Genomic DNA, 25,188 nt, shown 5'->3' with positions numbered 1-25,188 from the left:
TCGGCAAGCTGGGCAAGCTACCGGTGATGCCGAGAATGCAGGCAAGCTATTCTGGCAGGTAGCCTAGAGATCGCATCATCGGTCTCCAGCCTCGGCCCTGGCTGGTATCCCCGTCGTAAAAATCCCATGGCGTTTATTCCGATTCTTCCTCTCTCTGTCCACTCTGGTTCTGGAGCCTCATATGTCGCTAGATGAGGAATTCCTCCCGATGCAGCCCCTGTGTTCTGACCGTCACTGTGTGCTCCCCATTCCTCCTGTCTTTACCGTGACTGAGGCGATGGCATTTCGCCAAACCTGCCAAACACTCCTCGACCAGAGACCCCAACTCGAAAAGCTCTTTCTGGATTTCAGCCAGACGACCTTTGTAGACAGCAGCGGTATTGGAGCACTGGTAATCTGCCGCCGACTCTGCGAGCAGCATAAGACTGCGTTGCGCCTAGAAAAGGTCGGCCCCCAGGTGATGATGACCCTGGCTATGACGGATTTAGATAAGGTGTTTACCATCGCCACAGCGGCAGCTCCGCCCCCGAAGGTGATAATCCAGGCCCCGGATAAACCGATCCCCACACCCCATCCTTCCGTGACCTCCCGCACCAAACGGGCCATGGATGTGGTGGGGGCTATTGTGGGGCTGGGTTTGACAACGGTGCTGGCGATTCCCATTGCGATCGCAATTAAATTAGATGATGGTGGACCCATCCTATTTGGTCAGATCCGCTGTTCTTGGATGGGGCGTCGCTTTCGGATTTGGAAGTTTCGATCCATGGTGGTGCATGCTGAAGGCATGAAGCATCAGGTAGAAAATCAGGTAGAAGGCCCCCTGTTCAAGAATGAAAATGACCCCCGCATTACGCGGGTGGGGCGATTTTTGCGCAAGACCAGTTTGGATGAATTGCCCCAGTTCTGGAATGTGCTCAAGGGAGATATGAGTCTGGTAGGCACTCGCCCCCCAACCGTCGATGAACTGGATCACTATGAGGTGATGGAGTGGCAGCGCCTGGACGTCAAACCGGGAATGACCGGCGAATGGCAGGTCAATGGGCGTTCCAGTATCAAGCGCTTTGAGGATGTGATCCGTCTAGACCTGAAGTACCAGGAAAACTGGAGTCTGCTCTACGATATCAAGCTCATCCTCAAGACAGTTTTGGTCCTATTTACCCACCGCTCAGGGGCAGCCTAGTGCAGCGTCAAGACTAAAGATGAGGATACTCGTAGGTTGGGTGAAACGAAGTGAAACCCAACAACGGTAGGCTATGTTGGGTTCCGCTAGCGCTGCACCCAACCTACAAATTGAGGCTTGACAGAGCACTAAGAGGATTTCATCGGCAAATTAGCCACCCAATCGCGCAGGATCGGATTTACCACCTCGGGGGCTTCATCCTGGGGACAATGGCCGACCCCCGCTAGGGCAATAAACTCCACGCTAGCCGCTGCCTGGGCTAGTTCTCGTCCCAGATCAATGGGTTCCCAAGGATCCTCCATTCCCCACAGCATCAATACGGGGCAGGTCAACTGGGGCAGTAGATCCTCCGGTAGTGGCCCTTGGGAATAGCGCACAAAGGCCAGAAAGACATCCGGTGCCCCCGGATCCTGGGCTGGGGCCAGCAGCAGGTTTACCAGTTCATCGGTCACTGCTTCCTGGCGGCCATAGGCTTGGGTCAACACCCGACGAATCACTTGGGGTCGCGCCAGCCGCGAAAAAAAGAACCGACCCAAGAGGGGTACCCCCAATAGGGTTTGTACTAGGGGTGTGGGGGCACTGCGATACCAGGGCAAGGTGGCTCGCTTGCGATCGTGAAGCAGCCGCAGCGAGCAGTCCAGCATTGCGATCGCATGCACCTGACTCGGCTCCATCACCGCTGCCTGCATGGCCACAATGCAACCAATGGAGTTGCCCACCAACACAGCGGTCTCCCCCACCACTTCCCGACAAAAATCCACCACCAGTTGGCCCCAGGTTTCAAAGGTGTAGGGCAGGGGATTACCGGGAAAGGGCTTCACCGATTTGCCAAAGCCTAGGAGGTCAAGGGCATAGACCCGATTGGTTTGGGCTAGATCGGGAATATTTTTGCGCCAATGGTCGCTAGAGGCTCCAAACCCATGAATGAGCACCAAGGAGATTCCCCCACTCCCCGCCACCTGATAGCGAATGGGTAACCCTTGCCAAGGCCAAGTGCAGTCAGCAACGGAAACGGCAGCGACGACGGACATGGCAACAGCCTAGGCCAGCTAGGAATGGGAAGACACATAACTTTATGTCTTTAGTTTACGCGGATTGCATTAGATACCGGCGTCGGTTCCACAATCAAGCCTCCAGACAGCAAAGGGGTCGTCGTTAAATCTCCCAAATCCACAGCCTCCAGTAAAGCCTTCCAGGCTTCTCCATTGGCATTCGCTGCCAATGGAGCGGAGGTCGTCAAAGCATCATGCCAGATTCCCGCCTCAGCCAAAATGCTGGGTAAGGTCTCGGGCGTTGCCGTATCTAAGGCGGCGGACAAACTGGCAGAAGGCTCAATCCGGCGGAGGGTGCCCTCCACCACGATGCTGCTACTGGGATCATCAACATTACAAACCACTGAGAACCCCCAAAAGTAGGATTGTCCAACTTCCAGAGCTTTTTGGAAGCCGTTGTTGGGCAGGGTCACACTCACAATGCCCGCTTCTCCTTGGGGGGTAAAGCGTCCTTCATAGACCAGCTCCATTGTGGTTTCGTTATAAAGGGCAAATTCCACGACCTGGGCACTGATCTCAGGCAGGTAGAAAAAGAAGGAGGGATATCCCTCGATCGTCAGACCGTAATTACTTGCCGGCATCAGAGCTGATAGGGAATCTTCTGGGCTTATACAACTCTCACTGCGGCTTGCGCCCGACTGTCGATTGCCGGGAGCGCTGAGGTTGGGCAGATTGAGTTGAACCTGGCGCGACTGAGCCAATCCTGCCCCTGTTGGCAGTATGAAGCTGCCGCCTAGGATAAGCAATGAGACGCTAAGGGATAGGGTAGATTGCAAGTGGCGGTTAACGTTCATGGTTTTAAGAAGAAGTGACGATGCGCTTGCGATAGATCTACAGCCTAGATCCGTAAAATCCCTGAGTTTGTCATCAAATTTTGATTCTTTTCTGTAACGTAGTTTTCTGTCCTTTGAGGCATTGAAGTACATGGCTCTGCCCCAATTTCCGAGTCGGCGTTCTGCTTGGGTGTTGGAGATCACTCAATGGCTAGCGACCATGGGTCAACCGATCCTTCTCGCCACAGTGGCGGCAAGTGTCTGCCTGCTGGGGGGACGAGGACTCGTGCTGCTTCAGGGCTTGGAACTAGCTGCCTACGATCACTTTGTTCGACTACGCCCCGCCCTAGAGCCAGACGATCGCCTCCTAATTGTGGGGATGACGGAGGCCGATGTTCAGAGTCGCCAGGAATGGCCCATAGCCGATCAGACTCTAGCGGATGCGATCGCACTTTTGCTGGCGGCGGAGCCTCGGGCGATCGGCTTGGATATTTTTCGGGATATCCCCATCGGTGCAGGTCGTGAGGCGCTCTTGACGGCTCTTAACAGCAGCGATCGCGTGTTTACCGTTTGTAAAATTAGCAGCGGTGACAATAGCGGCGTGGCTCCCCCCCCTAATGCTCTTCCTGAGCAGGTGGGCTTCTCCGATCTGGTGGTGGATCGGGGGGGGATCCTACGGCGAAACCTGATTGTTGCTGCGCCCCCTAATGGGGCAAATAGTACCGGAACACACCTATGCAATACCTCTGGAAATCTCCTATTTTCCCTCGGTCTGCAACTTGCCCTAGCCTACCTGAGGCAGGAGGGTATCGAGCTGGAGCAAACAGAAACTGGAGAATTACGCTTGGGGGATACCGTGATTCCGCGTCTAGAGGGGAACATGGGGGGCTACCAAGGGGTGGATACCGCCGGTTACCAGATCATGCTGAACTACCGTGGGGTGACGGAGGCTATCCCCCAGGTGAGTCTGGGGGATCTGTTGGCTGGGGCTGTGCCCCCAGAGCAGATCCGCGATCGCATTGTGCTGATTGGTGCCACCACGCCGGAGGCCAAGGACAACTTCTATACTCCCTACAGCGGTAGCCTTGACGATAGTCAAACCCTGCCCGGAGTGATCATCCATGCCCAAGCCACCAGTCAACTCCTCAGTGCGGTACTGGATGCGCGATCGCAAATATGGAGCTGGGGGATGTGGGGTGAGAGTGCCTGGATTCTACTCTGGGGGCTGACTGGGGCGGCGTTGGCCGGTTACGTGCGCCGCCCCCTATGGTTTAGCCTAGGGGCAATTGCCCTCGGGGGTAGCCTGTACGGCATCAGCTTTCTCCTCTTCCTAGAGGGCGGGTGGATTCCCCTTGTCCCCGCCGCCCTGAATGGGGCTATCGCTGCTGGTGGTGTGCTCCTCGTAGATCGTTTTAATCGCAGCGCCTATGGTCAGGCGGTCTATCGCCAGGTAAAAAACTTTCTCAGGATCAAAATCGAAATTGATGAAGAACAGGTCATTACCCAGGTGGCAGAAATTGCCGAAACTGATTACTTTAACCAGCTTCAACAGCGGGCCGAAGACTTTCGCCGCCACCTGAAAACCCCTGTGAACCAGCGGCCTCCATCACCGTTACCGTCAGCGCCATCGCCTGCTGAAGATAAGGATTCTGAAACCTATACTGAAGACTACCTAGAGACGCTGCGCCAAGAGGCCCAACGTCTGAAGTCCCCTCTACCTAAGGATCTCTCCGCTTCTCAGGAACCTGGAACGGCCCGTGATGAATAGCAAGTTTTTGTGGCTAGCAATGCCCAGGATAAAGCTCCAGCGCATAGCCCCCCTACCCCATAGCCCCCATCGTGTTCTTCCAGGAGAGTTCCTTGCAAAGTACCGTCAGCGCCCGCTGATCGGTGGCGGCGAAGCGCTGGCTGTCGATCAGCTCCATCAGGACCTGCTGAGTTAACTGAGCGGCAAATAGTCCGCCCGATCGCAGTAGATGGCTGTAGTAGCGAAATTGGGGCTGTCCGGTCTCCGAACAGTGGAAACGATGCACCGCCTCAGGGCTGAGACTGTAAACATCAGTGTTAACGGGGACAACCACGCGGGGAATGCCGTGGATGCCGTAGGCGATCCCCTTTTCATTTGCTAGGGTGCCCACCAGAACTACCCCCAGCAGAGTACGGGTTTCGCTGATCAGGTCGGGGGTGAAGAGGGGATCCGGTTCGCTGGATAGGCGTGGCCCATTGCTGAGGAACTGGGGATTTACCAGTTGGGAGTTGTACACCAACCCCACAGCCCAGTGGCGATCGCCATCCTCTAGGGCAACGAATTGCCCAAAGCCATAATCTTCGGACTCTGGAGGCACCGTGACATCGTGGCTATCATCCACTTGAACGACGTAGTCACAGTGGGAGTTGGACTTGACCACCTTACCCAAACGGCGGTGCTGCTGCTGCGATCGCTGTAAAAAATCCATGGGGTTCTGACTGAGCCACAAGCAAAATAGGCACAAAAAAGAGAGGCAGCGGTAAACCGTGCCCCTCTATTGTGGTCATGGGTTGCAGTTTTGACCAGCACATCTGTTCTGGCGACGAGGCCAAGAAGGGAACCTAGTACTCTGCGGCGTAAATACCCTAGCCGTTCTATCGTGGCACACCTCGGCCCCTCACCGTTCGGCTGATCTCACGCCGAAGCCCTAGCCCTCTCCCACGGGGAGAGGGGACCGGAAAATATTGGACTGGTGCGACAATAGTGGACTGATTTACGTCCTGCGGTACTAGGGACTATTTCTCCGGTGAGTTCCCCCGATGCCTACGGCAATCGTCGGCCACCCTAGGACATTGCCTGGATGATGTAATCGAAGTAGGGCGCAGCTTCCTGGGCATCTTCGTTGGAGAGCAGCGCCAGGGCAGCGTCCTTCAGACAGCGGATCGCTTCTGCCATACCGGGCACCGGGACATTCAGGGCGTTGTACATTTCCCGAGCCCCGATGAGGCCGATGGTCTCCATGGGTTCCTTGTCTCCGGCAATGAGACTATAGGTAACCAGCCGCAGATACCAGCCGTAGTCTCGCAGGCACAGCGCCCGCTGCTTTTGGCCCGAAGCGTTACCACCGGGGGCAATGAAATCAGGGCGTCGTCGCCATAATTCGCTGCTGGCCTTGTCTACAATCTTTTTCTCATTTTCAGAAAGGGTCTGAGCGATTTGCAAGCGACGCTCACCCGTTTGCAAAAAGGTTTGGATGCTCTGGAGCTCGCCAAAACTGGGGTAGCGTAGCTCGTCGTCGGCGTTGAGGATAACTTGGCTTACTACAGACATATTCTTATTTGGAGACGGGGATGGAATACTGCTAACCACTTGTTAGTGTACAGACTCCAGTCTTCTCAGGAAAGGAATCGGTAGTCTAGGTAACGTGTTCAGGCGGTTCTAGCGTAGTTTTTCGCTTCGTCTCTGTTACAAAGCTTTACCAAGCACCGATCCAGAAACCGGATCCTTCCATCTCCTATGCCCCCATCGCTGCCGACCGCTGCCGTTGGGCTTCAAACAAAATCACCGCCGCTGCTACACCCACATTGAGGGATTCCACCGTCGCTGCCATGGGAATCGTAATCATCGTTGATGCTGCCGCCTGCACAGCGGGGCTCAATCCAGCACCTTCGTTGCCCAAGACCAATACTGTCGCTTGGCACAGATCCACGGCCCAGTAGGGGACGGTACCCTCAGAACCTGTGGTCAGGACTTGGCAGCCCGCTTGCCGCCATTGATGCATCTGGTTCGGCAGATCTGGGCATATCGCCAGAGGCAGGCGAAACCATTGGCCAGCAGAGGCTCGCAACACCTTTGGGTGCTCTAAATCCACACTGTCCCCTGTGACCCACAGACCATCACAATGGGCAGCGGCGGCGGTACGGATCAAGGTGCCGAGATTGCCGGGATCCTGCAAGGTCTCCACCGCCACCCCCAGATGGGGAATAACAGGCATGGGACTGGCGTCTTGGTGAGGTGCGATCGCAACCACGCCATCGGGATTCACCGTAGTCGCCAGGGCCGTCAGCACCTCTGGAGCTACGGTTTCATGGCGGGAAGAAACTGCGATCGCGCTCTGCCAGAGATCGGGATAGCGTACCTGCCAATCAGGAGTAGCACAGACCACCACTAGGGGCTGACCCACCGCCAGGGCTTCCTGGAGCAAGTGAGTCCCTTCCAGCAGAAATTGCTGGAGCGATCGCCGCCCTTTGCCTTGATGGAGTTTCCGACCCTGTTTCACCAGCGGATTTTGAATACTGGTCAGCATCACTCGCTCTCCCCTATCCGAGGATCTACCGCCAAAACCTGCCCTATTAAGAAAAACAAATATATCGTCGGATCGAGTTTAAGAATTCCGATTGTATGCCTCAAGCCAGCCTTTCAGGGCAGGTTACAACCTAGGAGGCCCAACTTTAACCTCCTGCCTAGGCTATGTCTTACTCTTTGGTTGATGATGCGGAACCCGGGACTTGAACCCGGAAGTCCTTGCGAACACTAGAACCTGAATCTAGCGCGTCTACCAATTCCGCCAGTTCCGCATATTTGCAGCTTTTCGGCTGCGGTTGCTAATCATCTCCCAGGAAGGGGGTCGCCGTCAACTCCTCTACAGCCCTAAATTCATAGTCGGCACAGCTATGGGGATAAATCCGAAAAAATCTGCTCTCAGGAAACAGTAGAGTTCTTCTGAGAGACTAGCCTGAATTGGGTAGAATCTAGACGCCATTTCGGCCCGCTTCGTTTTATCGGACTTGGAGGACACACCTATCGTCACGTCTAATGGTCTAAATCAATCCCCAGCTTCCCCCGAGGCTGGCGACGCTGTTCTGGAAATCTGGGGCAAGCACCCCCTCTCAGGCCACGTTGCCATCAGCGGAGCCAAAAACTCGGCTCTCGTGGTGCTAGCGGGGACCGTCCTCAGCTCCCAACCCTGCCGACTGCGTAATATTCCCAACCTAATGGATGTGGGGCGAATGGCCCAGGTTCTCGAAGCCCTGGGCGTTAAGGTGACTCGAAACGGTAGCACCCTAGACATTGACCCCAGTGATATCAGCCACACCCGTGCGCCCTACGACCTCGTTAGTCGTCTGCGAGCCAGTTTCTTCGTCATTGGGCCACTGTTAGCCCGCATGGGGGTTGCGCGAATTCCCCTACCGGGAGGATGTGCCATCGGAGCGCGTCCAGTAGAACTGCACGTCCGGGGCCTACAGGCTCTGGGAGCCGATGTTCACATTGACCATGGCACCGTCCATGCCTCCATTCCCGGCAGTCGCAGACGCTTGCAGGGGGCCAAAATTTACCTAGACTATCCCAGCGTGGGAGCGACAGAAACCCTGATGATGGCTGCCACCTTGGCAGAGGGCGAAACCATCATTGATAATGCGGCCCAGGAACCGGAAGTGGCGGACTTGGCCAACTTCTGTCGTGCCATGGGAGCCCGGATTCGCGGTGTAGGGACCAAAACCCTGACCATTGCCGGAGTTCCCAACCTCCACGGCACCGACTATGCCATCATTCCCGATCGCATTGAAGCGGGGACGTTCCTTGTTGCTGGAGCCATTACCCAGTCAGAGATTTCCCTTTCTCCCGTAATTCCCGAACAACTGGGCGCAGTTATCGCCAAACTGCGGGAGGCGGGATCCCAAGTGGTGGTGGAAACCCCCAATCGCGTGCGGCTGCTCCCCGGTCGAGAGATCCATGCCACCGATATTCAAACCCTGCCCTATCCCGGTTTTCCTACGGATATGCAGGCCCAGTTCATGGCATTGATGACCCTCAGCAATGGCAGCAGCATGTTTACGGAGACGGTGTTTGAAAACCGCCTGCGTCATGTGGCAGAGTTTAACCGCATGGGGGCCAACATTCGATTGAATGGCAACTGCGCCATTGTACAAGGCGTACCGGTGTTGTCCGGGGCTCCAGTGGTGGCAACAGACCTGCGAGCCTCGGCGGCACTGGTGCTGGCGGGGCTCGCAGCCCAGGGCAAAACCGTCATGGCGGGGGTGCAACACCTCGATCGGGGCTACGAGCAGTTGGAACAAAAGCTGGTGAAACTTGGGGCTCACATTGAGCGGGTGACGGGGGATAGTCTGCCGCAAGGCGCGGCTACTCCGGCTTCTGTCGCCTTTCCCAGGGGATAAACCTGACTACGGCAACCGGCCAGCAGGGAACCTCCTTGTCGCCTGCTAGTAGGAATCGGCATAGTAGAGAGGAACGCCAGCGGTGCTTGGCCCTTGCCAGAGGAGGTAACGGGGTTGGGGCTGCTGGTCTCCATCGCTCTTTTAGGTGACCTGTGTCGGCAAAGACTATCTTGACGGGCCTCAAGGCCGATGCCTTTCGCCATCCTCTCGACCAAGAGGCCACGAGGACGCTGCGGCAGCTACCAGGGCTAGATGTGCTCCTGCGGACTGCAATCGGCCCTATTGCCGAGCAAGTTTTTTATTTGGAAAATATTTCTGCCAGTGTGCTGGTGGGGGAGCGCCAATTGCCCCATCTCCACGAGCTGCTCCAGGATGCCTGTCGCATTTTGGATCTAGACCCTCCTCAGCTCTATGTGCGCCAGCATCCAGTACCGAATGCCTACACCTTTGCCATGCGCGGCAAGCAGCCCTTTGTCGTGGTGCATACGTCGCTGCTGGATCTACTCACCCCGCCGGAAATTCAGGCCGTCATCGGTCATGAATTGGGGCATTTGAAATGTGACCACAGTGTTTACCTGACCTTAGCTAATCTGCTAACCCTGGCAGCCAGCCAGTTGCCCTGGGGAGAGGTCTTAGCCCAGGGGCTCCAGAGTCAGATTATGGAGTGGGTGCGTTGTGCGGAGTTTACCTGCGATCGCGCTGCCCTCCTAGTCACCCAAGATGCCCGCATCGTGGCCTCTCTTCTGATGAAACTCTGTGGCGGTTCTCCCTCTCTGGCCCCCCAACTCAATCTAGATGCCTTTCTAGAGCAGGCCCGCGCCTACAATGTCGCCAGTGCCACCACCTTAGGGGATGTAGTCAAGCAATTTCGCAACCAAAACCTGACCCATCCCCTGCCCGTTTTGCGGGCCAAAGAGATCGACCACTGGGCACAAAGTTCCGACTATCAAATGCTGTTGCAGTCGGGGATAAGCCAGTATAATAATGAAACGCAATCCAAGGGCGGATGGCGGAATTGGTAGACGCACCACACTCAAAATGTGGCGGCTTCGGTCGTGAGAGTTCGAGTCTCTCTCCGCCCATCAATAGCATCTGAGATGGCAGCGGCCTCAGGACTGGCCACTGCCTCAAAAAATCTTCAATCCTAGCGGTCAAAACCGCTGCCATACCAGGCTAGTACCGCAGGGCATAAATTCTGTTCCCATTTCCCCTAGGCGGTGCATTGCTTCGCGTGGGCGAAGCCGCACGAAGCAATGCACCCTACGAAACCCTGAAAATCAAACTTGATGATGCACCAGCCCAACATTTTCCGGTCCCCTCTCCACTTGGGAGAGGGCTAGGGTGAGGGGCCGAAGTGTACCACGATAGAACGGCTAGGGTATTTACGCCGCAGACCACTAGTGTTCCGTCACACGACTTGGAAGGTTACGGAGAATCGAAGCCGTTGACCGCTGGCTGAGCGGAGTCGTAAGTCTTTCAGACAGGCTTTGCCAACGCTTTAGCGTCTCCCGAAGGGAGAAAGCCAGCCACACCACCGAGTTCTTGCCGTTCCCTAGCCCCTCTGGGGCGGCAAAGCCAACGACTCCGTTGCTCCCTAAGGGAGCCGCTAACGTGAACAGGGAACTGGATGTCTGTATGGAGACAACGACGTGGCAGTCTTTTCAGCCCGTTTCAAGACATAGCCTTCCAAGTCGTGTCCGTCAGGACAATTTTGAGGGTCGAAGGCCCTCAAAATTTAACCCCAACTAAACTCCAGGGTTTCGGTCACCCGTCAATCATGAATTGACCAAGCACTAGTCAGAGTAGGCCACCCACAAAATCCGCCTGCGGGGGTTTTGACCCTAATTAATTAAGTAAGGAGGCACCCTTTTCGAGACCATCCTAGCTTTCTGCCTTATTTAGCCATAGCGAAAGGATCCTGCTTGGCTCCGTTCCACGATTGAGCTGTTGTAAGCCCATGATGAGATTCGAACTCATGACCTCACCCTTACCAAGGGTGTGCTCTACCCCTGAGCTACATGGGCATTAGCTAATTAGCATAACTAACTAGAGCTAATTGGGTTTATGTGGTGGGCCGGGCTGGATTCGAACCAGCGTAGGCGTAGCCAGCGGATTTACAGTCCGCCCCCATTAACCACTCGGGCACCGACCCCCCTTCCACAATTGTTCATCGTATCACAGGTTTGCTGCCTCCCTCGATCAAAGCTTTATTTGCGCCCCGCCCTGTCCTGGCTGCCTGACTTTACAGCACCTTGTCAGTGCATTCAACGACAGCAGGGCACCCAAGTCTACCGTCAGGATATTCGGACCTGGGTCAGATCCGCTTTTACCTTCCCATTGCTGGGCTTTGGATGGGCATTTTGTTGATAGAGATTCCCATAGAAGGTGCTGTTTCTCGATGACGGAGTAAGGGGCGGGTGGGGAAAAGACATGCATTCCTTTATCCTTGTATCTCTATCGTTCAGATCACCTACAGATAGGGAGCTACGGATCAATCCTGTACTCAGGCAGCTCGTTTGAGCTGCGCTCAACCTTCGGAGTTCGAAGGTTGAGCGCAGCCATTTTGTTGACAATCGATTTCAATAAGATATACTCAAGAGCAAGAACACTCAGATAAAGACTCAGATTAGGTTGTTGTCTGTGTTCTCCTCTCAGCGAATGAAGCTAGGGCGTTTCACTTACGGTGAAACGCCCTCTTTTTTTTGCCGCCAAGCTGCACAATGGCAACTCGCTCTCCTTGTATAGGCGACCTACATACATCATGGCCTGAAGACTCCCCATTAATGAGGCAGTTACTTAGACCCATAGATATCTTTTTGGCCCAGCGCTTTGCCCTGGTGCTGAGACTTGGGGCTCAGGGAGAGTTCGTCACCTTCCTGATTAGACACAGTTTCAATACAAACATCGGGGACTTTGCCAAATTGCCACACAAAGTACGTGCGATGCTCCCGTTGAAAGAGGTCTTCGGCCCGCTTTACTCCCAGACTGAGCAATATATCGGGAACAATTGGCTCACCCTTCAGCTTGTAAAAAACCCCAACATTGGCCTCGGCAATAAAGGGCAGCGGAATAGCCTGAGCACTGTAGAGCGCGTCAATCAGCAGCCGTTGCTGCTGAGCGGACTGGCAATTATCCACGGGGACATCGTCTTCAATTACAAGATGGCTGGTATCGATCGCCGTAACGATACCGTCAGGATACTCATCTGAGTATTCGAAGGTGTGAGTCGCTGTTTTGAGGAGTTCTTGAGCCATGACTAGCCTTTAACACTAGGCGACTGACTTAACTGGCTTCAGTATATGCCAGGGCTTGGGGGCGACTGGCAAAGCTGTGAGGCACCACGGGTACTCGTGGGTTGACTCCGGTGGTGTGGGAAACGCCCATGTCTAGGGCAAAAAACCAGTCCTGGCGATCTTTCCAGAGATATGCGAATACAAAGAACAGAATATTGGGAACCCGTTTTGGGGCACTGGTCTCTAAAGAGGTGATGAATGTCTAGAAGGCTCGTCTTTTAAGGGTTCCAGCTAATTTGCCATAAACAGACCGAAACGTATGCCTGGTAGGGTTTCTAGATACCCATCACCCGTTAACAGTCCAGTACCAAGGGACAAAAGTACAATATTGAAGCCTCTATCCAGTAGGATGCGTTAGCGCAGCGTAACGCATCAATCCGAGTTGAAAATCCTACGATGCGTTACGGTTTCACCTAACGCATCCTAGTAGCTAAGGTGAAAATGACTCGGATTTGCCCGACTCGCAGCCGAAAGTAGCCTTCCCACTGCCCTTTGAGCTTTGCCGCACCCAATCGGTAAGGTTGACAAATTCTTCGTCGGCGTAGGTTTCGGGAAAACCCAGGAAAGCTTCAATTTCAGCTTGTTCCTCGTCGCTGACGAAAGGTATCAGCAGTTAACTCAGGTTTAGCCGCTCTTCTCGCAGAACCTCTCGCAGGCTTTCTTTAATCAGCGCTTTGAGGGTTTCAGTTGTCAGTGCGTTAGTGGATTCCATAGAAACGGCAACTTTTTTGTGTCTGTACTCAATATCTTAGTTAGAGTTGGGCAGGTGGGAAACTTTGCGTTGGTACTAGTACTGCTTGGCGGAAGTGGCCAAGGCATTTATGCGACCAAGGGCTTACCCGTGTAGTTCCACTTGAAGGGCTTAGCCATGGTGCGATTGAAGTAATCGACAAACGCTAAAATCTTCGCCTTGAGTTGGGCTTGACTGGTAAAACTCGAACGTCGGAGTAGCTTACGTACCAGGATGGAGAACCAAAGCTCAATTTGATTGAGCCAGGAGCAATGCTTGGGGGTGAAGTGAACGACCAGTCGATGGCTGGGGTCGCTCAAGAACGCCGCTCGGGTCGCCATAGACAGGAGAATGCCCGTCTTCCCTTTCTGGCCCAGATGAATCGGTTTTTCCTCGCGTTCCGCCACCAGTCGGACGAGAGATTCCGATTGATGAGTGTTGAGGCAATCCATGACCAGATGAATCTTGGAGGCATCTGGAACTTGGGCCAGTAAGGCTCTGAGGTGACTCTCGAGGTCTTGCTCGGTGCGGGTGTCTCCCACGGTGGCCTGATCCACCTGTCCGGTAGCGACATTGAATGAGGCAATCAGGGTTTGAGTGCCATGGCGAATATACTCAAACTCAATGCGGGTACAGCGTCCCGGCTTCATGGCGATGTCAGGCATCGTCCGTTCCAGAGCCTGGATTCCCGTCATCTCATCCAGGCTGAAGGTCAGCTCGCCGTGTTCGGCACGAGTGGCAGCCTGTTCGTAGACCTGGCAAATGTCTTTGACTTTGTCCTCGAAGTTAGGGTCGGGGGGGGGGAGAGCCAGTAACGGCTCTGGTGGGGTTTGAGGTCAGCCTCGGCCAACAGTCGGCCCACATGACGGGGACTGATACTCTCGACAATTCCCTGCTTGCTCAGTTCATCGGCCAGTTCTCCAGGGGTCCAATGACTGATGGGGCGGCCATACTGCTCGGGCGGTGCACAAGCTAGGGCATAGAGTTGCGTGATTTGTTCGAGGCTAAAGGTAGCCGGAGCCCCGGGACGAGGGACATCCTGTAGGCGCTCTTCCACAGCGACCTGTTGTTGACTCAACTCCAGCCAACGCCCCCGCCAGCGGCGACTCATCTCTTTGCTGACCCCCAAGTCTCGGGCGATTTCGCCATGGCCTTTGCCCTCATCAGCTGTGAGGATAATCTTGGCGCGCAAAGCGAGCTGCTGTGACGTCCGCTGACGTCGAATCAATTGCTCTAAGTCGCTCCGCTCCGTTTCGCTCAAAGTGAGCCTGGCGGCAGTCAGTCTAGCCATTGTAGAAAAGTCCTCTTTACCCTACCTCTCAATGGTAAGGTCATTTCAGCCACCCAGTACTAGTACTCTGCGGCGTATTTATCGTGGTACACTTCGGCCCCTCACCCTAGCCCTCTCCCAGGGGGCGAGGGGACCGGAAAATGTTGGGCTGGTGCATCATCAGATTTGATTTTCAGGGTTTCGTAGGGTGCATTCGCGAAGCAATGCACCGCAGAAAGGCAACGCCTAGGGGAAATGGGCTCAGGATTTCCGCCCCGGAGTACTAGCCTGTCTGGGGAACGATCGCGCCTCATCTCATCCGCGATCGCCCTCCCATCCTCAACGAGATCGCCCCTCTACCGTTGGCGGACTGACAAAACCGTGATGCCAACTACCTCATCTCCAGCGTAGCGAATGATCACATCATCATCCGTGACCTCGCTATCGGTTGCAGACTGAGCGGGATTCTGAAAATTGATGTACAAAACGTCGGCTTCAGCGTCAAACGTCATCCAGCAGGGGCGCTGTTCCAAAGTTTGCAACGCCTTGGCGATATTCCGATAGCGACTAACCCAGCTAGATTGAGGGTTTGACATATTCGCCTCTGCTGTTCTGAGCAACTTTCCTGCGATCCCCACAGCGTGTCAATGTGCTAATGCCGAATCCATTTCGTTAGGACGCGCATAGACTTACCGCTTCTAGGATCAATTTGTGGTTTACTCCAAGCCCTGGCTTCGGCAAATCCCAGGCGATGTAAAACTTTGATGACGAGTTCAACTCCAGGCTTTGATCCTACAACGGTCATAGTCACAGGTTCACGGGCTGATGTCAGGCTCTGACCTTCAGCGGGAGGCGGCGCGTAAATTTCAGTGTGGGGAATGAATTCTTGGAACATAGGAGAAGCAACTCAATGTCGTCATAAATGTGACATTAGCACGAACCCTATGTATCCACAAGTGTGACATTTACCTTCTTGAGAACCTCTGACACGATCAGAGTATGGGAAGGGCAAGTCAGGCACTGAAGCAAGTTTTGGACGCTTACGGCATCAGCCAAAATCGGCTGGCTGTGGAAATGAACATTAGTCGCGCCAATGTGGGGCGCTGGTATCATGGTCTGGATCCCAGCGCTGAAAATATTGCTCAGATTACTCAGGCGCTCAAAGTGCTCGATCCAATGGCAGCGAAGGAGTTTGTTCGCTTGTATCTGGGGGTAATTATTGATGAATGATCCCTGGTCGCCCCTCAACCTCACCGAGATTGCTCCTCACCTCATCCGCGATCGCCGTCTTTGTCAAAACAACGTCAAGATTCCAGTTGCTTCGTTGGCTTCTAATTGCAGGATGGCATCGTAGTTGTCACGTAAGATTTGCTCGATAGCGCGAGTTGAGCAGTTGCCGCGACGAATCCAAATGACTTTAGGTGGAAAACCGAGTAGAACAATGATTTCGCTAAAGTCGGAGTCTTTGGTAACAACGGCGTATTCGTTTTTGCGGGCGTAATCCCAGACGATACGGTCATCGGCTGTGCCGAGTCCAAGGGAATCGATGTGGGCTGAGTTGGGAAAAAGGTCTGCTAGGCGATCGCACAGCCGAGGTGAAAGATTTTGGTCGAAAAGCAGCTTCATGGAGTAATGGTCATCGTGATACGCTCACGATCAGCGGCGTAGCTCAGGCAGGCCAGAATGTCGGTTTGGGTCAAGTAGGGGAAGTCTTCGAGGATTTCGTCGTAGGTCATGCCAGAGGCGAGGTATCCCAAAACGTCGTAGACGGTAATGCGCATGCCCCGGATGCAGGGTTTGCCGCCGCGTTTACCAGGTTCGATGGTAATAATGTCTGGGTACTGCATGGGTCTATCTCGGAGTTGTGCCGCGTTGGCGTTAGCCTGTCCGGTGGACAATCGCGCTCTTATAGTTAATGATTCTATTTCCTCAGCGCGATCTCGTCTGAACCTGCGCCGCGATCGCCCCCTCACCTCAATTATCTCCTCGACTAGCGCGATCGCGCTAGCCTGTCTGGGAAGCGATCGCGCCTCATCTCGTCCGCGATCGCCCCCAACGTCCCACTCAACTCGCTGACTAGCGCAATCGCTCCTATCGGCACTGAATTAAACTTTAACTACCTGTTGACTTCTTGCTTTTGCTAAGGACTTACGATATTCAACAGCTTCGGCAACCTTAGTTATTTTAAGGTCTGATGTACAGGTTTGTAGTTCCTTGTCAATTTGCTTGACAGCCTCAGCAATTTCTTCAAGAGATACTCTGAAGAATTCTTTTCGCGTGTTGATGCTGTTAATGCGCTGCTCGTCAAAAATCTTATGTAGTCTATTTTCCAGCTCGGGAGCATTCTCACAAGAAATCATTGCGTGAACGTCAAATGGAAAGGGAACAGAAGCGTCTCCGAGTTCTTTTACACGCTCCTCTGGTATGAGCCTTCTTGTCATTCCAATCTTATAAACGTTTTCGCCAAAAGACCCAATATTGGAAATGATGTAGACGTGTCCAAATTTAGTTAACTGAGCCTGAGAAATTGCCCTCTCCTTATTAGCTTCGGCTTCTTGAACTCTCTTCTGTAATTCTTCTATCTGGGCTTGCAGTTTTCTTTGTAGATCTCCAGTCGCACTTTTAGCCTCTTTTCTAGCCTTCTCTAGAGCTTCCTGATACTGTCTCTCTTCTCTCTCAGCTTCTTTGCCTGCTTTCTCTAGTTCCTTTGCGACACGTTCCTCTTCACGCATTTGCTCACGAATTCTTCGCTGTTCTTCCTGTTCCTCTTGCTTTTTCTCTTGATATTCGTGAGTTAGATGTAATTCATCAAGCTTTAAGGCCAGGTATTCAGGTGTGATTTCACAGTGAGTCGTTTCAGAAAGTTTATTGAGAGCATTGTAGGCTTTCTGAATACGGTTCTCCATCGTATTAACGTTGTTGTATTTAACCTTGCTCACTGCCGAGTCACATTCGCCATTGAAGGCTCGAAGCACAAGTTTGAGAAAGCTATTGACCATTTTTTGGCCTTCACGCTTACTTCCTGCGACAGTCCATTCCGTATTGCAAACTGCTGCGGTTTTGTCCTTAATGAATTGCTTTTGCTTGGCTCGAATCTCGTCTAAACGCTCTCTGTACTCTGTTGCCTCCTGAAAATCATATTTTGATTCATAGAAACCAAATTCTTCAACAAAGTCTTTTTCTTCAAGCTTAGATAGTTTCTCCGTTAACGTACCGATTTTGTGATTAATTTCTTGTTCTTGAAAGTCGGCTTGTTGCTGTAGCTGCTTGAGACGATCGCGAAGTACAACAATCTTTGTATCGAGCTTCTTAATAGTTTCTTCTTTGGAGATTATGCCGCCATACTTTCTGTCAGCAGCTTTCAATTTTTTGTCAGCTTCTTGAGCACGTTGCTCTGCAATTTTGTATTCGTCTTTACTCTTTTGAAGCTGCTGATAGAAGAACGCTGCTGCTGTCACAAAGCCGATTGCAAGTAGAAATAGTAGGAAATACATGGAAGGATAAGAGATAAGATGAACACTTTTTCCCATTACCTGGGCATAATCAACAATTTATTGATGTACGGTAAAAATATTTCACACAAATAGAAAAGCAATCGCCCCATCACTGAGAGGATCTCACCTCCAATCTCAAGTATGCTCAGGCAATTGTCCTTTAGACAGGCTATCGCCAACACCCCAGTCGTTAAGATAGAGCCACTGGCCTGACTCACAGCAGCGATGGTTTCACAGTTCGACTCCAGGCAATGCTTACCCTCCTCCGCTAAGTTGTCCGCCCAGACGATACCCCCGTGGATAACGAGTTGCAGCACCTGATTCCCAACTTGCTCGAAGTCATTTTGGCCATGATTTGGAGAGATCGCGCGGCACGTATCTAGGGCACGATCGCGAGTGGCTCTATTGGTACAACGAAAACGGGCAGTGGTTGAGTACGCCAGAAGAGCGCATCGCCCAAGAGGACTCACGGGCAAACCGCCTAGCCGAGAAATTGAGAGAGTTAGGGATCGATCCTGAGTCGGTTTAGCGCGATCGCTCCATATGTTGGGGCGATCGCGGTTTTCAAGCAACAGGCAGACTTTGCAAATTACCGTTGGCTGACGGACAAAATTGTGAGGCCGATCACCTCTTCTCCTGCGTAGCGAATCACCACATCATCATCCGTTACTTCGCTATCAGTCGCGACTTGAGCAGGATTCTGGAAATTGAGATATAAAACGTCAGCTTCAGCGTCAAACATCATCCAGCAGGGGCGCTGTTCCACAGTTTGCAGAGCCTTAGCAATGTTTAGATGGCGATTAATCTCGACGAATTGAGTTAGGGCCATACTTACACCTAAGCACTTTGAACTTGAGAGAACAAAACAGAAATGACCTTTTTGGTTTTAGCCGTCTTGAAAATTTCAGCTAGACACTCTTCAAATTCTTGTTCGGAATTCGCCACTAGGCGATCTGATTCAACTTGTAGTTCTTGTCTTAAGTCTCCATCAACAAAAATGGTGGTTGGATACACATCATCAAAGCCATGAGATATCCTGAAAAGGAGGTATCGGTAGTTGCCGAGTGCAGGCGCAGTGATGTAAAAGTCATAGGCAAACAATCGAGTATTATTGATTTGTGCTTGTGATCTGAGAAGAGAAGCGGTGCCAGATATTTCAAGGCTGGAGGCGGCAGATATTGCAAGGCTGGAGGAAACAAAAGGATTTTTTGTTGCCGAGTCCTCGACGTTTTTGACTAAGGCTGAAACAATATTATTAGTATGTCTTTCTAAGAAAGCTGCTTGCTCTTTCAAAATTACAACTGGTGAACGAAATTGAGAAGCAACTAAGTCTTCAGGCCATAAATTCCTAGACATTTGTCCATTCCCTTAAATTACAGATCCAAAGAAAATATTATTGGCAGATGATCAGAATACACGTTTTTCCTGGGAATACCTTTGCCCGAGAGCAAAGAGGTTGTACCAATCTCTAACAATCGCTTCAAATTTTGAAACGCAAATCGGTTGATTAGGTCTGGTCTGATCAGGACTTGATCAAAAACATTCCAAAAATATGACATATGATCTGATGCGCAGTAGTAATAGGTTCCAGGGGGATCTGCATGTACATCTGCCAGGAAATTCCACATGGGATTATAGAAGAAAGGGTATTCAGTACCTTGTACTTTCCGAGTATTTCTCAGTGCTATTTGCTGAGAAGAGACTGCATGTAATGCCCCAGCACTAACTAAGCCTTCTTCAAAAGGATTCATATTTAAATCGCCTACTAGCACTGTTCGAGAATGTCCTACGTTTTTTTCTGCATCCTTGATCAGACGCGAGAGTTCTTCGGCCATTGAATATTGGCTCGTAGGACTTGAATGATTTTTGCTAATGTGGTGTGTGCCTGCAATCAATATATCGATTAATCCAGGCATCTGAAGATGCCGAATAGTTACTCGGCTTGACTCAGCAACGGGTCGTATAAAGCTAGCTTCATTAAAGCGGGTCAATACAACTATCTTTTCGCACCTGCTGAATCCAAAATAGAAATACTTATTGTCTCGCCCATGATTGAGTTGAGACAGCAACTCTCCTGGTTCAATCGTGCATTCTGCCAGCAAGATTATGTCAATGCTGTACAACTCACCAATATCGGCAATGAGGGGCAAGGTGGCTTTATTCTTGTTGATATTCCAGAAGAGAAAGGCAACCATCCAGCAAATCTCAATTCTGATACTTTATTATAAGTACAGTCTATGGACTCATCTCACAACCGTTTCTGGTTCCTGATCATAGTTTACGAAAAGCGATCGCACCATCGCTGAAGCGATCGCTGCCAATCATAGCGGTACCCTAAACGCCAGCCGCTTCCTCAACCACCTCCGTATCATCCTGGTTGTAGAGCGCCGCATCGATGCGGCAGCCGCGATGGGCGAGGAGATAGAGTTCCTTGAGATCCGCGATTAGGGGATAGCGGGGATTTGCGCCCGTGCATTGGTCATCGAAAGCATTTTCGGCCATCTCCTCCACTTCGGCGTAGAACTGCTTATCCACCTCCGGAATCACATCATGAATGCTGTCGGGGATATTGAGGCGATGCTTCAGCGCCTCGATCGCCGCCACCAGTTTTTCCACCTTTTCATCCTCCGTGGTGCCCCCCAGCCCTAGGTGATCCGCGATGCGGGCATAGCGGAACTTGGCATTGGGGTACTTGTATTGGGGGAAGATGGCCTGCTTAAAGGGGGCATCGGTGGCGTTGTAGCGGATGACGTGGGAGATCAGCAGGGCATTAGCCAGACCGTGGGGGACGTGGAACGTGGAGCCCAGCTTGTGGGCCAGGGAGTGGCAGACCCCCAGAAAGGCATTGGCGAAGGCCATGCCAGCCATGGTGGCAGCGTAGTGGACTTTTTCCCGTGCCTTGGGATCACTGGCCCCATTTTCGTAGGCCCTGGGTAGGTACTTGAACAGCAGGCGAATGGCCTCCAGGGCGATGCCGTTGGTGTAGTCCGAAGCTAGGACAGACACATAGGCTTCTAGGGCGTGGGTGAGGGCATCGATGCCGCCGTAGGCGGTGAGGGCCTTGGGCATGTGGAGCACCAGTTCCGGATCGACGATCGCCATATTGGGGGTCAGGGCATAGTCCGCTAGGGGATACTTCATCCCGGTGCGATTGTCCGTGACCACCGCGAAGGGGGTCACCTCCGACCCGGTGCCCGACGTGGTAGGGATCGCCACCAGGATGGCCTTTTGACCCAGGGGCGGCAGTTCGTAAACCCGCTTGCGGATGTCCATAAACCGCATGGCCAGACTGTCGAACTCCGTGTCGGGATGTTCGTACATCAGCCACATAACCTTGGCCGCATCCATGGGGGAGCCACCGCCGATGGGGATGATCACATCGGGGTTGAACTTGTTCATCACATCCAGCCCCCGCATCACCGTATCCAGGGAGGGGTCGGGTTCTACGTCGTGGAAGATTTCGTGACGGATGCCCAGTTCGTCTAGGGATTGGGTGAGGCGATCGCAGATCCCCAGATCAAACAGGGGCTTGTCGGTAATGATGAAGGCTCGCTGCCGTCCTTTCAGATCCTTCAGGGCTGTGGGTAGACAGCCGTATTTGAAATAGATCTTGGGCGGCACTCGGAACCAGAGCATATTCTCCCGCCGCTCCGTCACCGTTTTGATATTGAGCAGATGGTGGGGACCGACGTTCTCCGAGACGGAGTTGCCGCCCCAGGTGCCACAGCCCAGGGTGAGGGAAGGGTCTAGTTTGAAGTTGTACAGGTCGCCGATCGCCCCCTGGGAGGAAGGGGTATTGATCAACACCCGCGCCGTAGTCAGCCGTTGCTCAAAGGTATGGATCTGGTCGTGGTGGGCTGGGTCGATATAGAGTACCGAGGTATGGCCCCGTCCGCCAAACTGGACGAGTGCTTCCGCCATCTCCACGGCGGTACTAAAGTTTGGGGCGCGATACATGGCCAGGATGGGAGAGAGTTTCTCATAGGCAAAGGGTTCCTCAGTGCCGATGGTCTCCACTTCGCCAATGATCAGGCGGGCTCCAGCGGGTACCGTGATCCCGGCTAGGGTTGCTAGGGCGGCAATGGACTGGCCCACGATCGCCGCATTCAGGCGACCGTCCTTGAGGATCATGGCCCGCACCTTGGGCAGATCCTCTGCTGTGAGGAAATAGGCTCCCCGCTCGGCGAACTCCTGGCGCACTTGGTCGTAGACCTGATCCACCACAATCACCGATTGCTCACTGGCGCAGATCATGCCGTTGTCAAAGGTTTTGCTGAGTAGGATGGAGTTGACGGCCATTTTGAGGTGGGCGCTGCTGTCGATCACCGCTGGGGTGTTGCCTGCGCCGACTCCTAGGGAAGGATGGCCGGAGGAGTAGGCCGCTTTCACCATGCCGGGGCCACCCGTGGCCAGGATCAGCTTGATGTCAGGGTGGCTCATCAGGGTTTGGGACAGTTCCACCGTGGGCACGTCGATCCAGCCGATGATGTCGGGGGGGGCTCCAGCGGCTACGGCGGCATCCCGCACAATCCGCGCCGCCTCGATGGTGCAGCCCTTGGCCCTGGGGTGGGGGGAAAAGATAATACCGTTTCGAGTTTTCAGGGCCAGCAGGGCTTTGAAAACAGCGGTAGACGTGGGGTTCGTCGTCGGCACGATCCCGGCTAGGATACCGACGGGCTCAGCGATTTTCTCAATGCCGTAGGCTTCATCCGCTTCGATCACCCCGCAGGTTTTCTCGTTTTTATAGCGGTTGTAAATCATCTCTGAGGCAAAGTGATTTTTAATCACCTTGTCCTCAACTACCCCCATGCCGGTCTCCTGTACCGCCTGCTTGGCCAGGGGAATTCGCTGGGTGTTGGCGGCGAGGGCCGCTTGCTGAAAGATGCGATCCACTTGGGCCTGGGTGAATGTGGCGTACTGGGCTTGGGCGGCTTTTACCCGTTGGATCAGGGCTTGCAGAGTGTCGAGAGTGTTGACGGTCATGGGGTTTCTCCGTGTGCTGTGTGGTGTAGAGGGTGGGGGGTGGAGGGTAAAGGGTGAAGGGGGGAGGGTAAAGGGTGGAGGGTGGGGAATGGGTTAGGGGTTGGGGAGTTTGATGATCCATTCACCCCCTACACCACAGTCACCCCTTGGGCGATAAAGCGATCGCGAGTGGTCTGCACCAGCTCGGCACTGGCGGGGGGGGTGTCTTTGAGGGCGTAGTCGTAGCCCAGTTGTTCCCATTTGTAGGCTCCCATTTGGTGAAAGGGCAGCACTTCGACCCGCTCGACGTTGGGCAGGGTAGCGACAAATTGGGCTAACCCGTCCACATTGGCGGCAGGATCAGTGAGTCCCGGCACTAGGACAAACCGAATCCAGGTCGGTTTGCCGATTTCTGCTAGATATTGGGCAAAGCGTAGCGTGGGTTCCAGACTGACGTGGGTAACCCGCTGATAAAGATCGGGATCATAGGACTTGATATCCAAAAGAACTAAATCTGCCTGCGCCACAACGGGTTTGGCATGGTCGAGCAGGACGTAGCCAGAAGTGTCGAGGGCGGTGTGCAAGCCCAGTTCATGGCAGCGCCGAAAAATTTCTCCGACAAATTCCGGCTGCATCAGGGGTTCACCGCCGCTGACGGTAACTCCCCCCCGCCGCAGGTAGCTGCGATATTTTTTGATTTCTTGAATCAGCTCATCCACGGTCACCATCCGACCATCTTCGGGATGGCGGCAGTCGGGGTTGTGGCAGTACAAACACCGCAGGGGACAGCCCTGGGTGAATACCACAAACCGCAGCCCTGGCCCGTCTACGGTGCCGCAGGTTTCGATGGAGTGAATGCGTCCGGTGGTCATGGGGAGTGGGGGAGTGGGGGAGTGGGGGAGTGGGGGAGTGTGAGGGTATTGGGGTGTTGGGGTATTGGGGCGTTGGGGCGTTGGGGTGCCGTAGGGGCGGGTCGTAGGGCGGGTCGTAGGGGCGGGTTTAGCCAGAATCTACCGGGTAATCAGGCATTGGACAGTCAAAACCCGCCCTGTACCGGGTGATCAGGCATTGATCAGTCAAAACCTGCCCTGTACCGGGTAATCAGGCATTGGTCAGTCAAAACCCGCCCTGTACCGGGTGATCCAGAGGTGGGGTTTAAACCCACCCTGTACCGGGTAATCCGGTCTAGGGGTGGGGTGCATTCGGGGTGACAGATATTGCCCCAAGGTGTCGCGTTGTCCGCAGGTTAGCAATGCACCATCAAAATCAGGGAAATTGCGTAAGTTCGCCATCTTTTGGATGAGACAAGTTCGATACCTAGGTATCAAATTTGTCCCCTTACTCAACATCTGCGTAAGACTCCTGAGGTAATGGAAATGGTAGACCGATCTTCTCCTTGCAAACCAGGCTTGCCTAGTGGTGGTCAATGGTGTCGATTTTCCCTGAAGTCCCTGCGGGTAGCAGGCTTGGCCAGCGGACTGCTGGCCCTGACCATGGCTTTCGCTTCGGCGGCCTACAGCGCGACCCTGGTGGGCACCAAGCTGGTGCTGTCGGTAGATGTCTCTGGCAGCATTAATGCCAGTGAGTTTAATCTCCAACGCCAGGGCTATGCCAATGCTTTTCGGAATACTGATCTGATTCAGAATATTGGTGCTACCCCTGGGGGGATTGCGGTGGCTTTCTCCTATTGGGCCACTCGGCCAACCACAACCCTTGACTGGGTTCACCTGACGGATGCGGCATCGGTTTTGGCCTTTGCCGATGCCATTGAGGCCACCCCCCGACCGGGAACTGCTAGCGTTGGTGAATGGACGAATATTGCCGGGGCGATGGATCATGCGCTGACTTTGTTTAACACTGATTTGTTTACGAGCGATCGCCGCATCCTTGATATCTCTGGTGACGGCATCCAAAACCGCAACCGGGAAGGCACCGCAGGGTGTGGCTCTGTCTGTCTGGATGTGTTGAGTGCAGCCCGTCAGGATGTTTTGGATCAAGGCATTATCATCAATGGCTTGCCCATCCTGGGGGATCCGAATTTTCCCGACCTGGATGATTACTTTGCCAACAATGTGATTGGGGGTACGGGATCATTCATACAGGTGGCCTCCAGTTTTGATGACTTTGAGACGGCGGCGCTGGCCAAGATTCAGCGGGAGATTACGGAGCCACCCATCGGTGTGCCAGAGCCGATGACGACGGGGGCTTTGATGGTGTTTGGCTTGGTGGGTCTGGGGGTTGCTAAGCGCCAAGGGTTCCAGGGGTAGCAGCAACGCGGGCGTAGGTAGGG

24 protein-coding genes and 4 tRNA genes are annotated in these 25,188 nt (G+C 53.6%); 8 read left to right on the top strand and 20 right to left on the bottom strand.

What is annotated here, in order from left to right:
* Positions 1–181 precede the first annotated feature (181 nt).
* Positions 182–1,180 carry a sugar transferase gene (locus tag LEP6406_RS0201175; RefSeq protein ID WP_008318942.1) on the top strand — a complete coding sequence of 333 codons (999 nt, stop codon included), beginning with the start codon at positions 182–184 and terminating at the stop codon, positions 1,178–1,180.
* Between the two features lie 128 nt (positions 1,181–1,308).
* On the opposite strand, the gene LEP6406_RS0201170 is transcribed toward LEP6406_RS0201175, so the two are convergent.
* Both LEP6406_RS0201170 and LEP6406_RS26165 read right to left on the bottom strand, forming a co-directional pair.
* A complete protein-coding gene (locus LEP6406_RS0201170) occupies positions 1,309–2,211 on the bottom strand; it encodes an alpha/beta fold hydrolase (RefSeq protein ID WP_008318940.1) in 903 nt (300 codons plus the stop codon).
* A 50-nt stretch (positions 2,212–2,261) separates the two neighbouring features.
* Complete coding sequence (locus LEP6406_RS26165) at positions 2,262–2,933, bottom strand: DUF928 domain-containing protein (RefSeq protein WP_071992182.1); 672 nt, start codon at positions 2,931–2,933, stop codon at positions 2,262–2,264.
* A 223-nt stretch (positions 2,934–3,156) separates the two neighbouring features.
* On the opposite strand from LEP6406_RS26165, the gene LEP6406_RS26160 reads away from it, so the two are divergent.
* Positions 3,157–4,773: a CHASE2 domain-containing protein gene (locus tag LEP6406_RS26160; protein ID WP_008318937.1), complete on the top strand. Its 1,617-nt coding sequence runs from the start codon at positions 3,157–3,159 to the stop codon at positions 4,771–4,773.
* A gap of 52 nt (positions 4,774–4,825) precedes the next feature.
* Here the strand turns inward: LEP6406_RS26160 and LEP6406_RS0201155 are convergent, their stop codons facing one another.
* The 4 genes from LEP6406_RS0201155 to LEP6406_RS0201140 all read right to left on the bottom strand — a co-directional run bounded on the left by LEP6406_RS0201155 (position 4,826) and on the right by LEP6406_RS0201140 (position 7,550).
* Positions 4,826–5,461 (bottom strand): DUF8166 family protein, encoded by a 636-nt coding sequence (locus LEP6406_RS0201155; RefSeq protein WP_008318935.1) that lies wholly within the window; start codon positions 5,459–5,461, stop codon positions 4,826–4,828.
* A 356-nt stretch (positions 5,462–5,817) separates the two neighbouring features.
* Positions 5,818–6,303, bottom strand: coding sequence for an allophycocyanin subunit alpha-B (gene apcD / locus LEP6406_RS0201150; RefSeq protein WP_008318932.1), 486 nt, complete (start codon positions 6,301–6,303; stop codon positions 5,818–5,820).
* Positions 6,304–6,487: 184 nt separating this feature from the next.
* Positions 6,488–7,279, bottom strand: a complete 792-nt coding sequence (locus LEP6406_RS0201145; protein WP_008318931.1) for a TrmH family RNA methyltransferase — start codon at positions 7,277–7,279, stop codon at positions 6,488–6,490.
* A gap of 187 nt (positions 7,280–7,466) precedes the next feature.
* Positions 7,467–7,550: transfer RNA gene (locus LEP6406_RS0201140), tRNA-Leu, on the bottom strand.
* A gap of 210 nt (positions 7,551–7,760) precedes the next feature.
* Here LEP6406_RS0201140 and murA point away from each other — a divergent pair.
* The 3 genes from murA to LEP6406_RS0201125 all read left to right on the top strand — a co-directional run bounded on the left by murA (position 7,761) and on the right by LEP6406_RS0201125 (position 10,231).
* Complete coding sequence (murA, locus tag LEP6406_RS0201135; protein WP_008318929.1) at positions 7,761–9,149, top strand: UDP-N-acetylglucosamine 1-carboxyvinyltransferase; 1,389 nt, start codon at positions 7,761–7,763, stop codon at positions 9,147–9,149.
* Positions 9,150–9,301: 152 nt separating this feature from the next.
* Entirely contained in the window at positions 9,302–10,171 is an 870-nt protein-coding gene (locus LEP6406_RS30780; RefSeq protein ID WP_027268736.1) for a M48 family metallopeptidase, read from the top strand.
* Positions 10,150–10,231 (top strand) — tRNA-Leu (locus LEP6406_RS0201125). Before LEP6406_RS30780 ends, LEP6406_RS0201125 begins: the two co-directional genes overlap by 22 nt.
* An 870-nt stretch (positions 10,232–11,101) precedes the next feature.
* On the opposite strand, the gene LEP6406_RS0201120 is transcribed toward LEP6406_RS0201125, so the two are convergent.
* The 6 genes from LEP6406_RS0201120 to LEP6406_RS0201090 form a co-directional block, all read right to left on the bottom strand.
* Positions 11,102–11,173: transfer RNA gene (locus LEP6406_RS0201120), tRNA-Thr, on the bottom strand.
* A gap of 43 nt (positions 11,174–11,216) precedes the next feature.
* A tRNA-Tyr gene (locus tag LEP6406_RS0201115) sits at positions 11,217–11,301 on the bottom strand.
* Positions 11,302–11,941: 640 nt separating this feature from the next.
* Positions 11,942–12,403 carry a Protein of unknown function (DUF820) gene (locus tag LEP6406_RS26155; RefSeq protein ID WP_008318927.1) on the bottom strand — a complete coding sequence of 154 codons (462 nt, stop codon included), beginning with the start codon at positions 12,401–12,403 and terminating at the stop codon, positions 11,942–11,944.
* Between the two features lie 858 nt (positions 12,404–13,261).
* Positions 13,262–13,867, bottom strand: a complete 606-nt coding sequence (locus LEP6406_RS0201100; protein WP_027268735.1) for a transposase — start codon at positions 13,865–13,867, stop codon at positions 13,262–13,264.
* 17 nt (positions 13,868–13,884) lie between these two features.
* Positions 13,885–14,463, bottom strand: a complete 579-nt coding sequence (locus tag LEP6406_RS0201095; RefSeq protein ID WP_027268720.1) for a helix-turn-helix domain-containing protein — start codon at positions 14,461–14,463, stop codon at positions 13,885–13,887.
* Positions 14,464–14,798: 335 nt separating this feature from the next.
* Positions 14,799–15,038 carry a DUF2283 domain-containing protein gene (locus LEP6406_RS0201090; protein WP_008311490.1) on the bottom strand — a complete coding sequence of 80 codons (240 nt, stop codon included), beginning with the start codon at positions 15,036–15,038 and terminating at the stop codon, positions 14,799–14,801.
* 403 nt (positions 15,039–15,441) lie between these two features.
* Here LEP6406_RS0201090 and LEP6406_RS0201085 point away from each other — a divergent pair, with 403 nt between their 5' ends.
* Positions 15,442–15,672 carry a helix-turn-helix domain-containing protein gene (locus LEP6406_RS0201085; RefSeq protein ID WP_008311493.1) on the top strand — a complete coding sequence of 77 codons (231 nt, stop codon included), beginning with the start codon at positions 15,442–15,444 and terminating at the stop codon, positions 15,670–15,672.
* Positions 15,673–15,735: 63 nt separating this feature from the next.
* Here the strand turns inward: LEP6406_RS0201085 and LEP6406_RS0201080 are convergent, their stop codons facing one another.
* The gene (locus tag LEP6406_RS0201080) at positions 15,736–16,068 is read right to left on the bottom strand and encodes a DUF5615 family PIN-like protein (RefSeq protein WP_008311494.1); all 333 of its coding nucleotides are present in this window, start codon (positions 16,066–16,068) and stop codon (positions 15,736–15,738) included.
* The gene (locus LEP6406_RS0201075) at positions 16,065–16,289 is read right to left on the bottom strand and encodes a DUF433 domain-containing protein (RefSeq protein ID WP_008311495.1); all 225 of its coding nucleotides are present in this window, start codon (positions 16,287–16,289) and stop codon (positions 16,065–16,067) included. Before LEP6406_RS0201075 ends, LEP6406_RS0201080 begins: the two co-directional genes overlap by 4 nt.
* On the opposite strand from LEP6406_RS0201075, the gene LEP6406_RS32530 reads away from it, so the two are divergent.
* Positions 16,288–16,518 carry a hypothetical protein gene (locus tag LEP6406_RS32530; protein WP_155834604.1) on the top strand — a complete coding sequence of 77 codons (231 nt, stop codon included), beginning with the start codon at positions 16,288–16,290 and terminating at the stop codon, positions 16,516–16,518. The two genes, LEP6406_RS0201075 and LEP6406_RS32530, sit on opposite strands and share 2 nt — an antisense overlap.
* Before the next feature lie 29 nt (positions 16,519–16,547).
* Here the strand turns inward: LEP6406_RS32530 and LEP6406_RS0201070 are convergent, their stop codons facing one another.
* From LEP6406_RS0201070 to pflA, 6 genes are all read right to left on the bottom strand, one after another.
* Positions 16,548–17,972 carry an SNIPE associated domain-containing protein gene (locus LEP6406_RS0201070; protein ID WP_008311496.1) on the bottom strand — a complete coding sequence of 475 codons (1,425 nt, stop codon included), beginning with the start codon at positions 17,970–17,972 and terminating at the stop codon, positions 16,548–16,550.
* A 553-nt stretch (positions 17,973–18,525) separates the two neighbouring features.
* Positions 18,526–18,765 carry a DUF2283 domain-containing protein gene (locus tag LEP6406_RS0201060; RefSeq protein ID WP_008311498.1) on the bottom strand — a complete coding sequence of 80 codons (240 nt, stop codon included), beginning with the start codon at positions 18,763–18,765 and terminating at the stop codon, positions 18,526–18,528.
* 8 nt (positions 18,766–18,773) lie between these two features.
* Positions 18,774–19,292 (bottom strand): hypothetical protein, encoded by a 519-nt coding sequence (locus LEP6406_RS32525; RefSeq protein WP_008311500.1) that lies wholly within the window; start codon positions 19,290–19,292, stop codon positions 18,774–18,776.
* A 17-nt stretch (positions 19,293–19,309) separates the two neighbouring features.
* The gene (locus LEP6406_RS31795; RefSeq protein WP_008311502.1) at positions 19,310–20,131 is read right to left on the bottom strand and encodes an endonuclease/exonuclease/phosphatase family protein; all 822 of its coding nucleotides are present in this window, start codon (positions 20,129–20,131) and stop codon (positions 19,310–19,312) included.
* A gap of 139 nt (positions 20,132–20,270) precedes the next feature.
* A complete protein-coding gene (gene adhE, locus LEP6406_RS0201040) occupies positions 20,271–22,919 on the bottom strand; it encodes a bifunctional acetaldehyde-CoA/alcohol dehydrogenase (protein WP_008311505.1) in 2,649 nt (882 codons plus the stop codon).
* Between the two features lie 128 nt (positions 22,920–23,047).
* Entirely contained in the window at positions 23,048–23,770 is a 723-nt protein-coding gene (pflA, locus tag LEP6406_RS0201035; RefSeq protein WP_008311506.1) for a pyruvate formate-lyase-activating protein, read from the bottom strand.
* 504 nt (positions 23,771–24,274) lie between these two features.
* Here pflA and LEP6406_RS0201030 point away from each other — a divergent pair.
* The gene (locus tag LEP6406_RS0201030) at positions 24,275–25,165 is read left to right on the top strand and encodes a DUF1194 domain-containing protein (RefSeq protein WP_008311508.1); all 891 of its coding nucleotides are present in this window, start codon (positions 24,275–24,277) and stop codon (positions 25,163–25,165) included.
* The last annotated feature ends 23 nt before the right edge of the window (positions 25,166–25,188 follow it).

This window comes from Leptolyngbya sp. PCC 6406 (assembly GCF_000332095.2).
In the GTDB taxonomy this organism is placed as follows: Bacteria; Cyanobacteriota; Cyanobacteriia; order Phormidesmidales; family Phormidesmidaceae; genus PCC-6406.
The sequence above is the reverse complement of the archived record's forward strand: the minus strand, read 5'-3'. Positions and strand labels throughout refer to the sequence as shown.

What these genes read in the sequence shown, in the direction of transcription:
- LEP6406_RS0201080 (WP_008311494.1), bottom strand. Translation starts at nt 16,068, where the DNA reads ATGAAGCTGCTTTTCGACCAAAATCTTTCACCTCGGCTGTGCGATCGC.
- apcD (WP_008318932.1), bottom strand. Translation starts at nt 6,303, where the DNA reads ATGTCTGTAGTAAGCCAAGTTATCCTCAACGCCGACGACGAGCTACGC.
- LEP6406_RS0201075 (WP_008311495.1), bottom strand. Translation starts at nt 16,289, where the DNA reads ATGCAGTACCCAGACATTATTACCATCGAACCTGGTAAACGCGGCGGC.
- LEP6406_RS0201070 (WP_008311496.1), bottom strand. Translation starts at nt 17,972, where the DNA reads ATGGGAAAAAGTGTTCATCTTATCTCTTATCCTTCCATGTATTTCCTA.
- LEP6406_RS0201170 (WP_008318940.1), bottom strand. Translation starts at nt 2,211, where the DNA reads ATGTCCGTCGTCGCTGCCGTTTCCGTTGCTGACTGCACTTGGCCTTGG.
- LEP6406_RS0201100 (WP_027268735.1), bottom strand. Translation starts at nt 13,867, where the DNA reads ATGACGGGAATCCAGGCTCTGGAACGGACGATGCCTGACATCGCCATG.
- LEP6406_RS0201175 (WP_008318942.1), top strand. Translation starts at nt 182, where the DNA reads ATGTCGCTAGATGAGGAATTCCTCCCGATGCAGCCCCTGTGTTCTGAC.
- LEP6406_RS0201145 (WP_008318931.1), bottom strand. Translation starts at nt 7,279, where the DNA reads ATGCTGACCAGTATTCAAAATCCGCTGGTGAAACAGGGTCGGAAACTC.
- adhE (WP_008311505.1), bottom strand. Translation starts at nt 22,919, where the DNA reads ATGACCGTCAACACTCTCGACACTCTGCAAGCCCTGATCCAACGGGTA.
- LEP6406_RS0201060 (WP_008311498.1), bottom strand. Translation starts at nt 18,765, where the DNA reads ATGGCCCTAACTCAATTCGTCGAGATTAATCGCCATCTAAACATTGCT.
- LEP6406_RS0201090 (WP_008311490.1), bottom strand. Translation starts at nt 15,038, where the DNA reads ATGTCAAACCCTCAATCTAGCTGGGTTAGTCGCTATCGGAATATCGCC.
- LEP6406_RS0201095 (WP_027268720.1), bottom strand. Translation starts at nt 14,463, where the DNA reads ATGGCTAGACTGACTGCCGCCAGGCTCACTTTGAGCGAAACGGAGCGG.
- LEP6406_RS26155 (WP_008318927.1), bottom strand. Translation starts at nt 12,403, where the DNA reads ATGGCTCAAGAACTCCTCAAAACAGCGACTCACACCTTCGAATACTCA.
- pflA (WP_008311506.1), bottom strand. Translation starts at nt 23,770, where the DNA reads ATGACCACCGGACGCATTCACTCCATCGAAACCTGCGGCACCGTAGAC.
- LEP6406_RS0201155 (WP_008318935.1), bottom strand. Translation starts at nt 5,461, where the DNA reads ATGGATTTTTTACAGCGATCGCAGCAGCAGCACCGCCGTTTGGGTAAG.
- LEP6406_RS26160 (WP_008318937.1), top strand. Translation starts at nt 3,157, where the DNA reads ATGGCTCTGCCCCAATTTCCGAGTCGGCGTTCTGCTTGGGTGTTGGAG.
- LEP6406_RS0201030 (WP_008311508.1), top strand. Translation starts at nt 24,275, where the DNA reads ATGGTAGACCGATCTTCTCCTTGCAAACCAGGCTTGCCTAGTGGTGGT.
- LEP6406_RS0201085 (WP_008311493.1), top strand. Translation starts at nt 15,442, where the DNA reads ATGGGAAGGGCAAGTCAGGCACTGAAGCAAGTTTTGGACGCTTACGGC.
- LEP6406_RS31795 (WP_008311502.1), bottom strand. Translation starts at nt 20,131, where the DNA reads ATGGTTGCCTTTCTCTTCTGGAATATCAACAAGAATAAAGCCACCTTG.
- LEP6406_RS32525 (WP_008311500.1), bottom strand. Translation starts at nt 19,292, where the DNA reads ATGTCTAGGAATTTATGGCCTGAAGACTTAGTTGCTTCTCAATTTCGT.
- LEP6406_RS32530 (WP_155834604.1), top strand. Translation starts at nt 16,288, where the DNA reads ATGGGTCTATCTCGGAGTTGTGCCGCGTTGGCGTTAGCCTGTCCGGTG.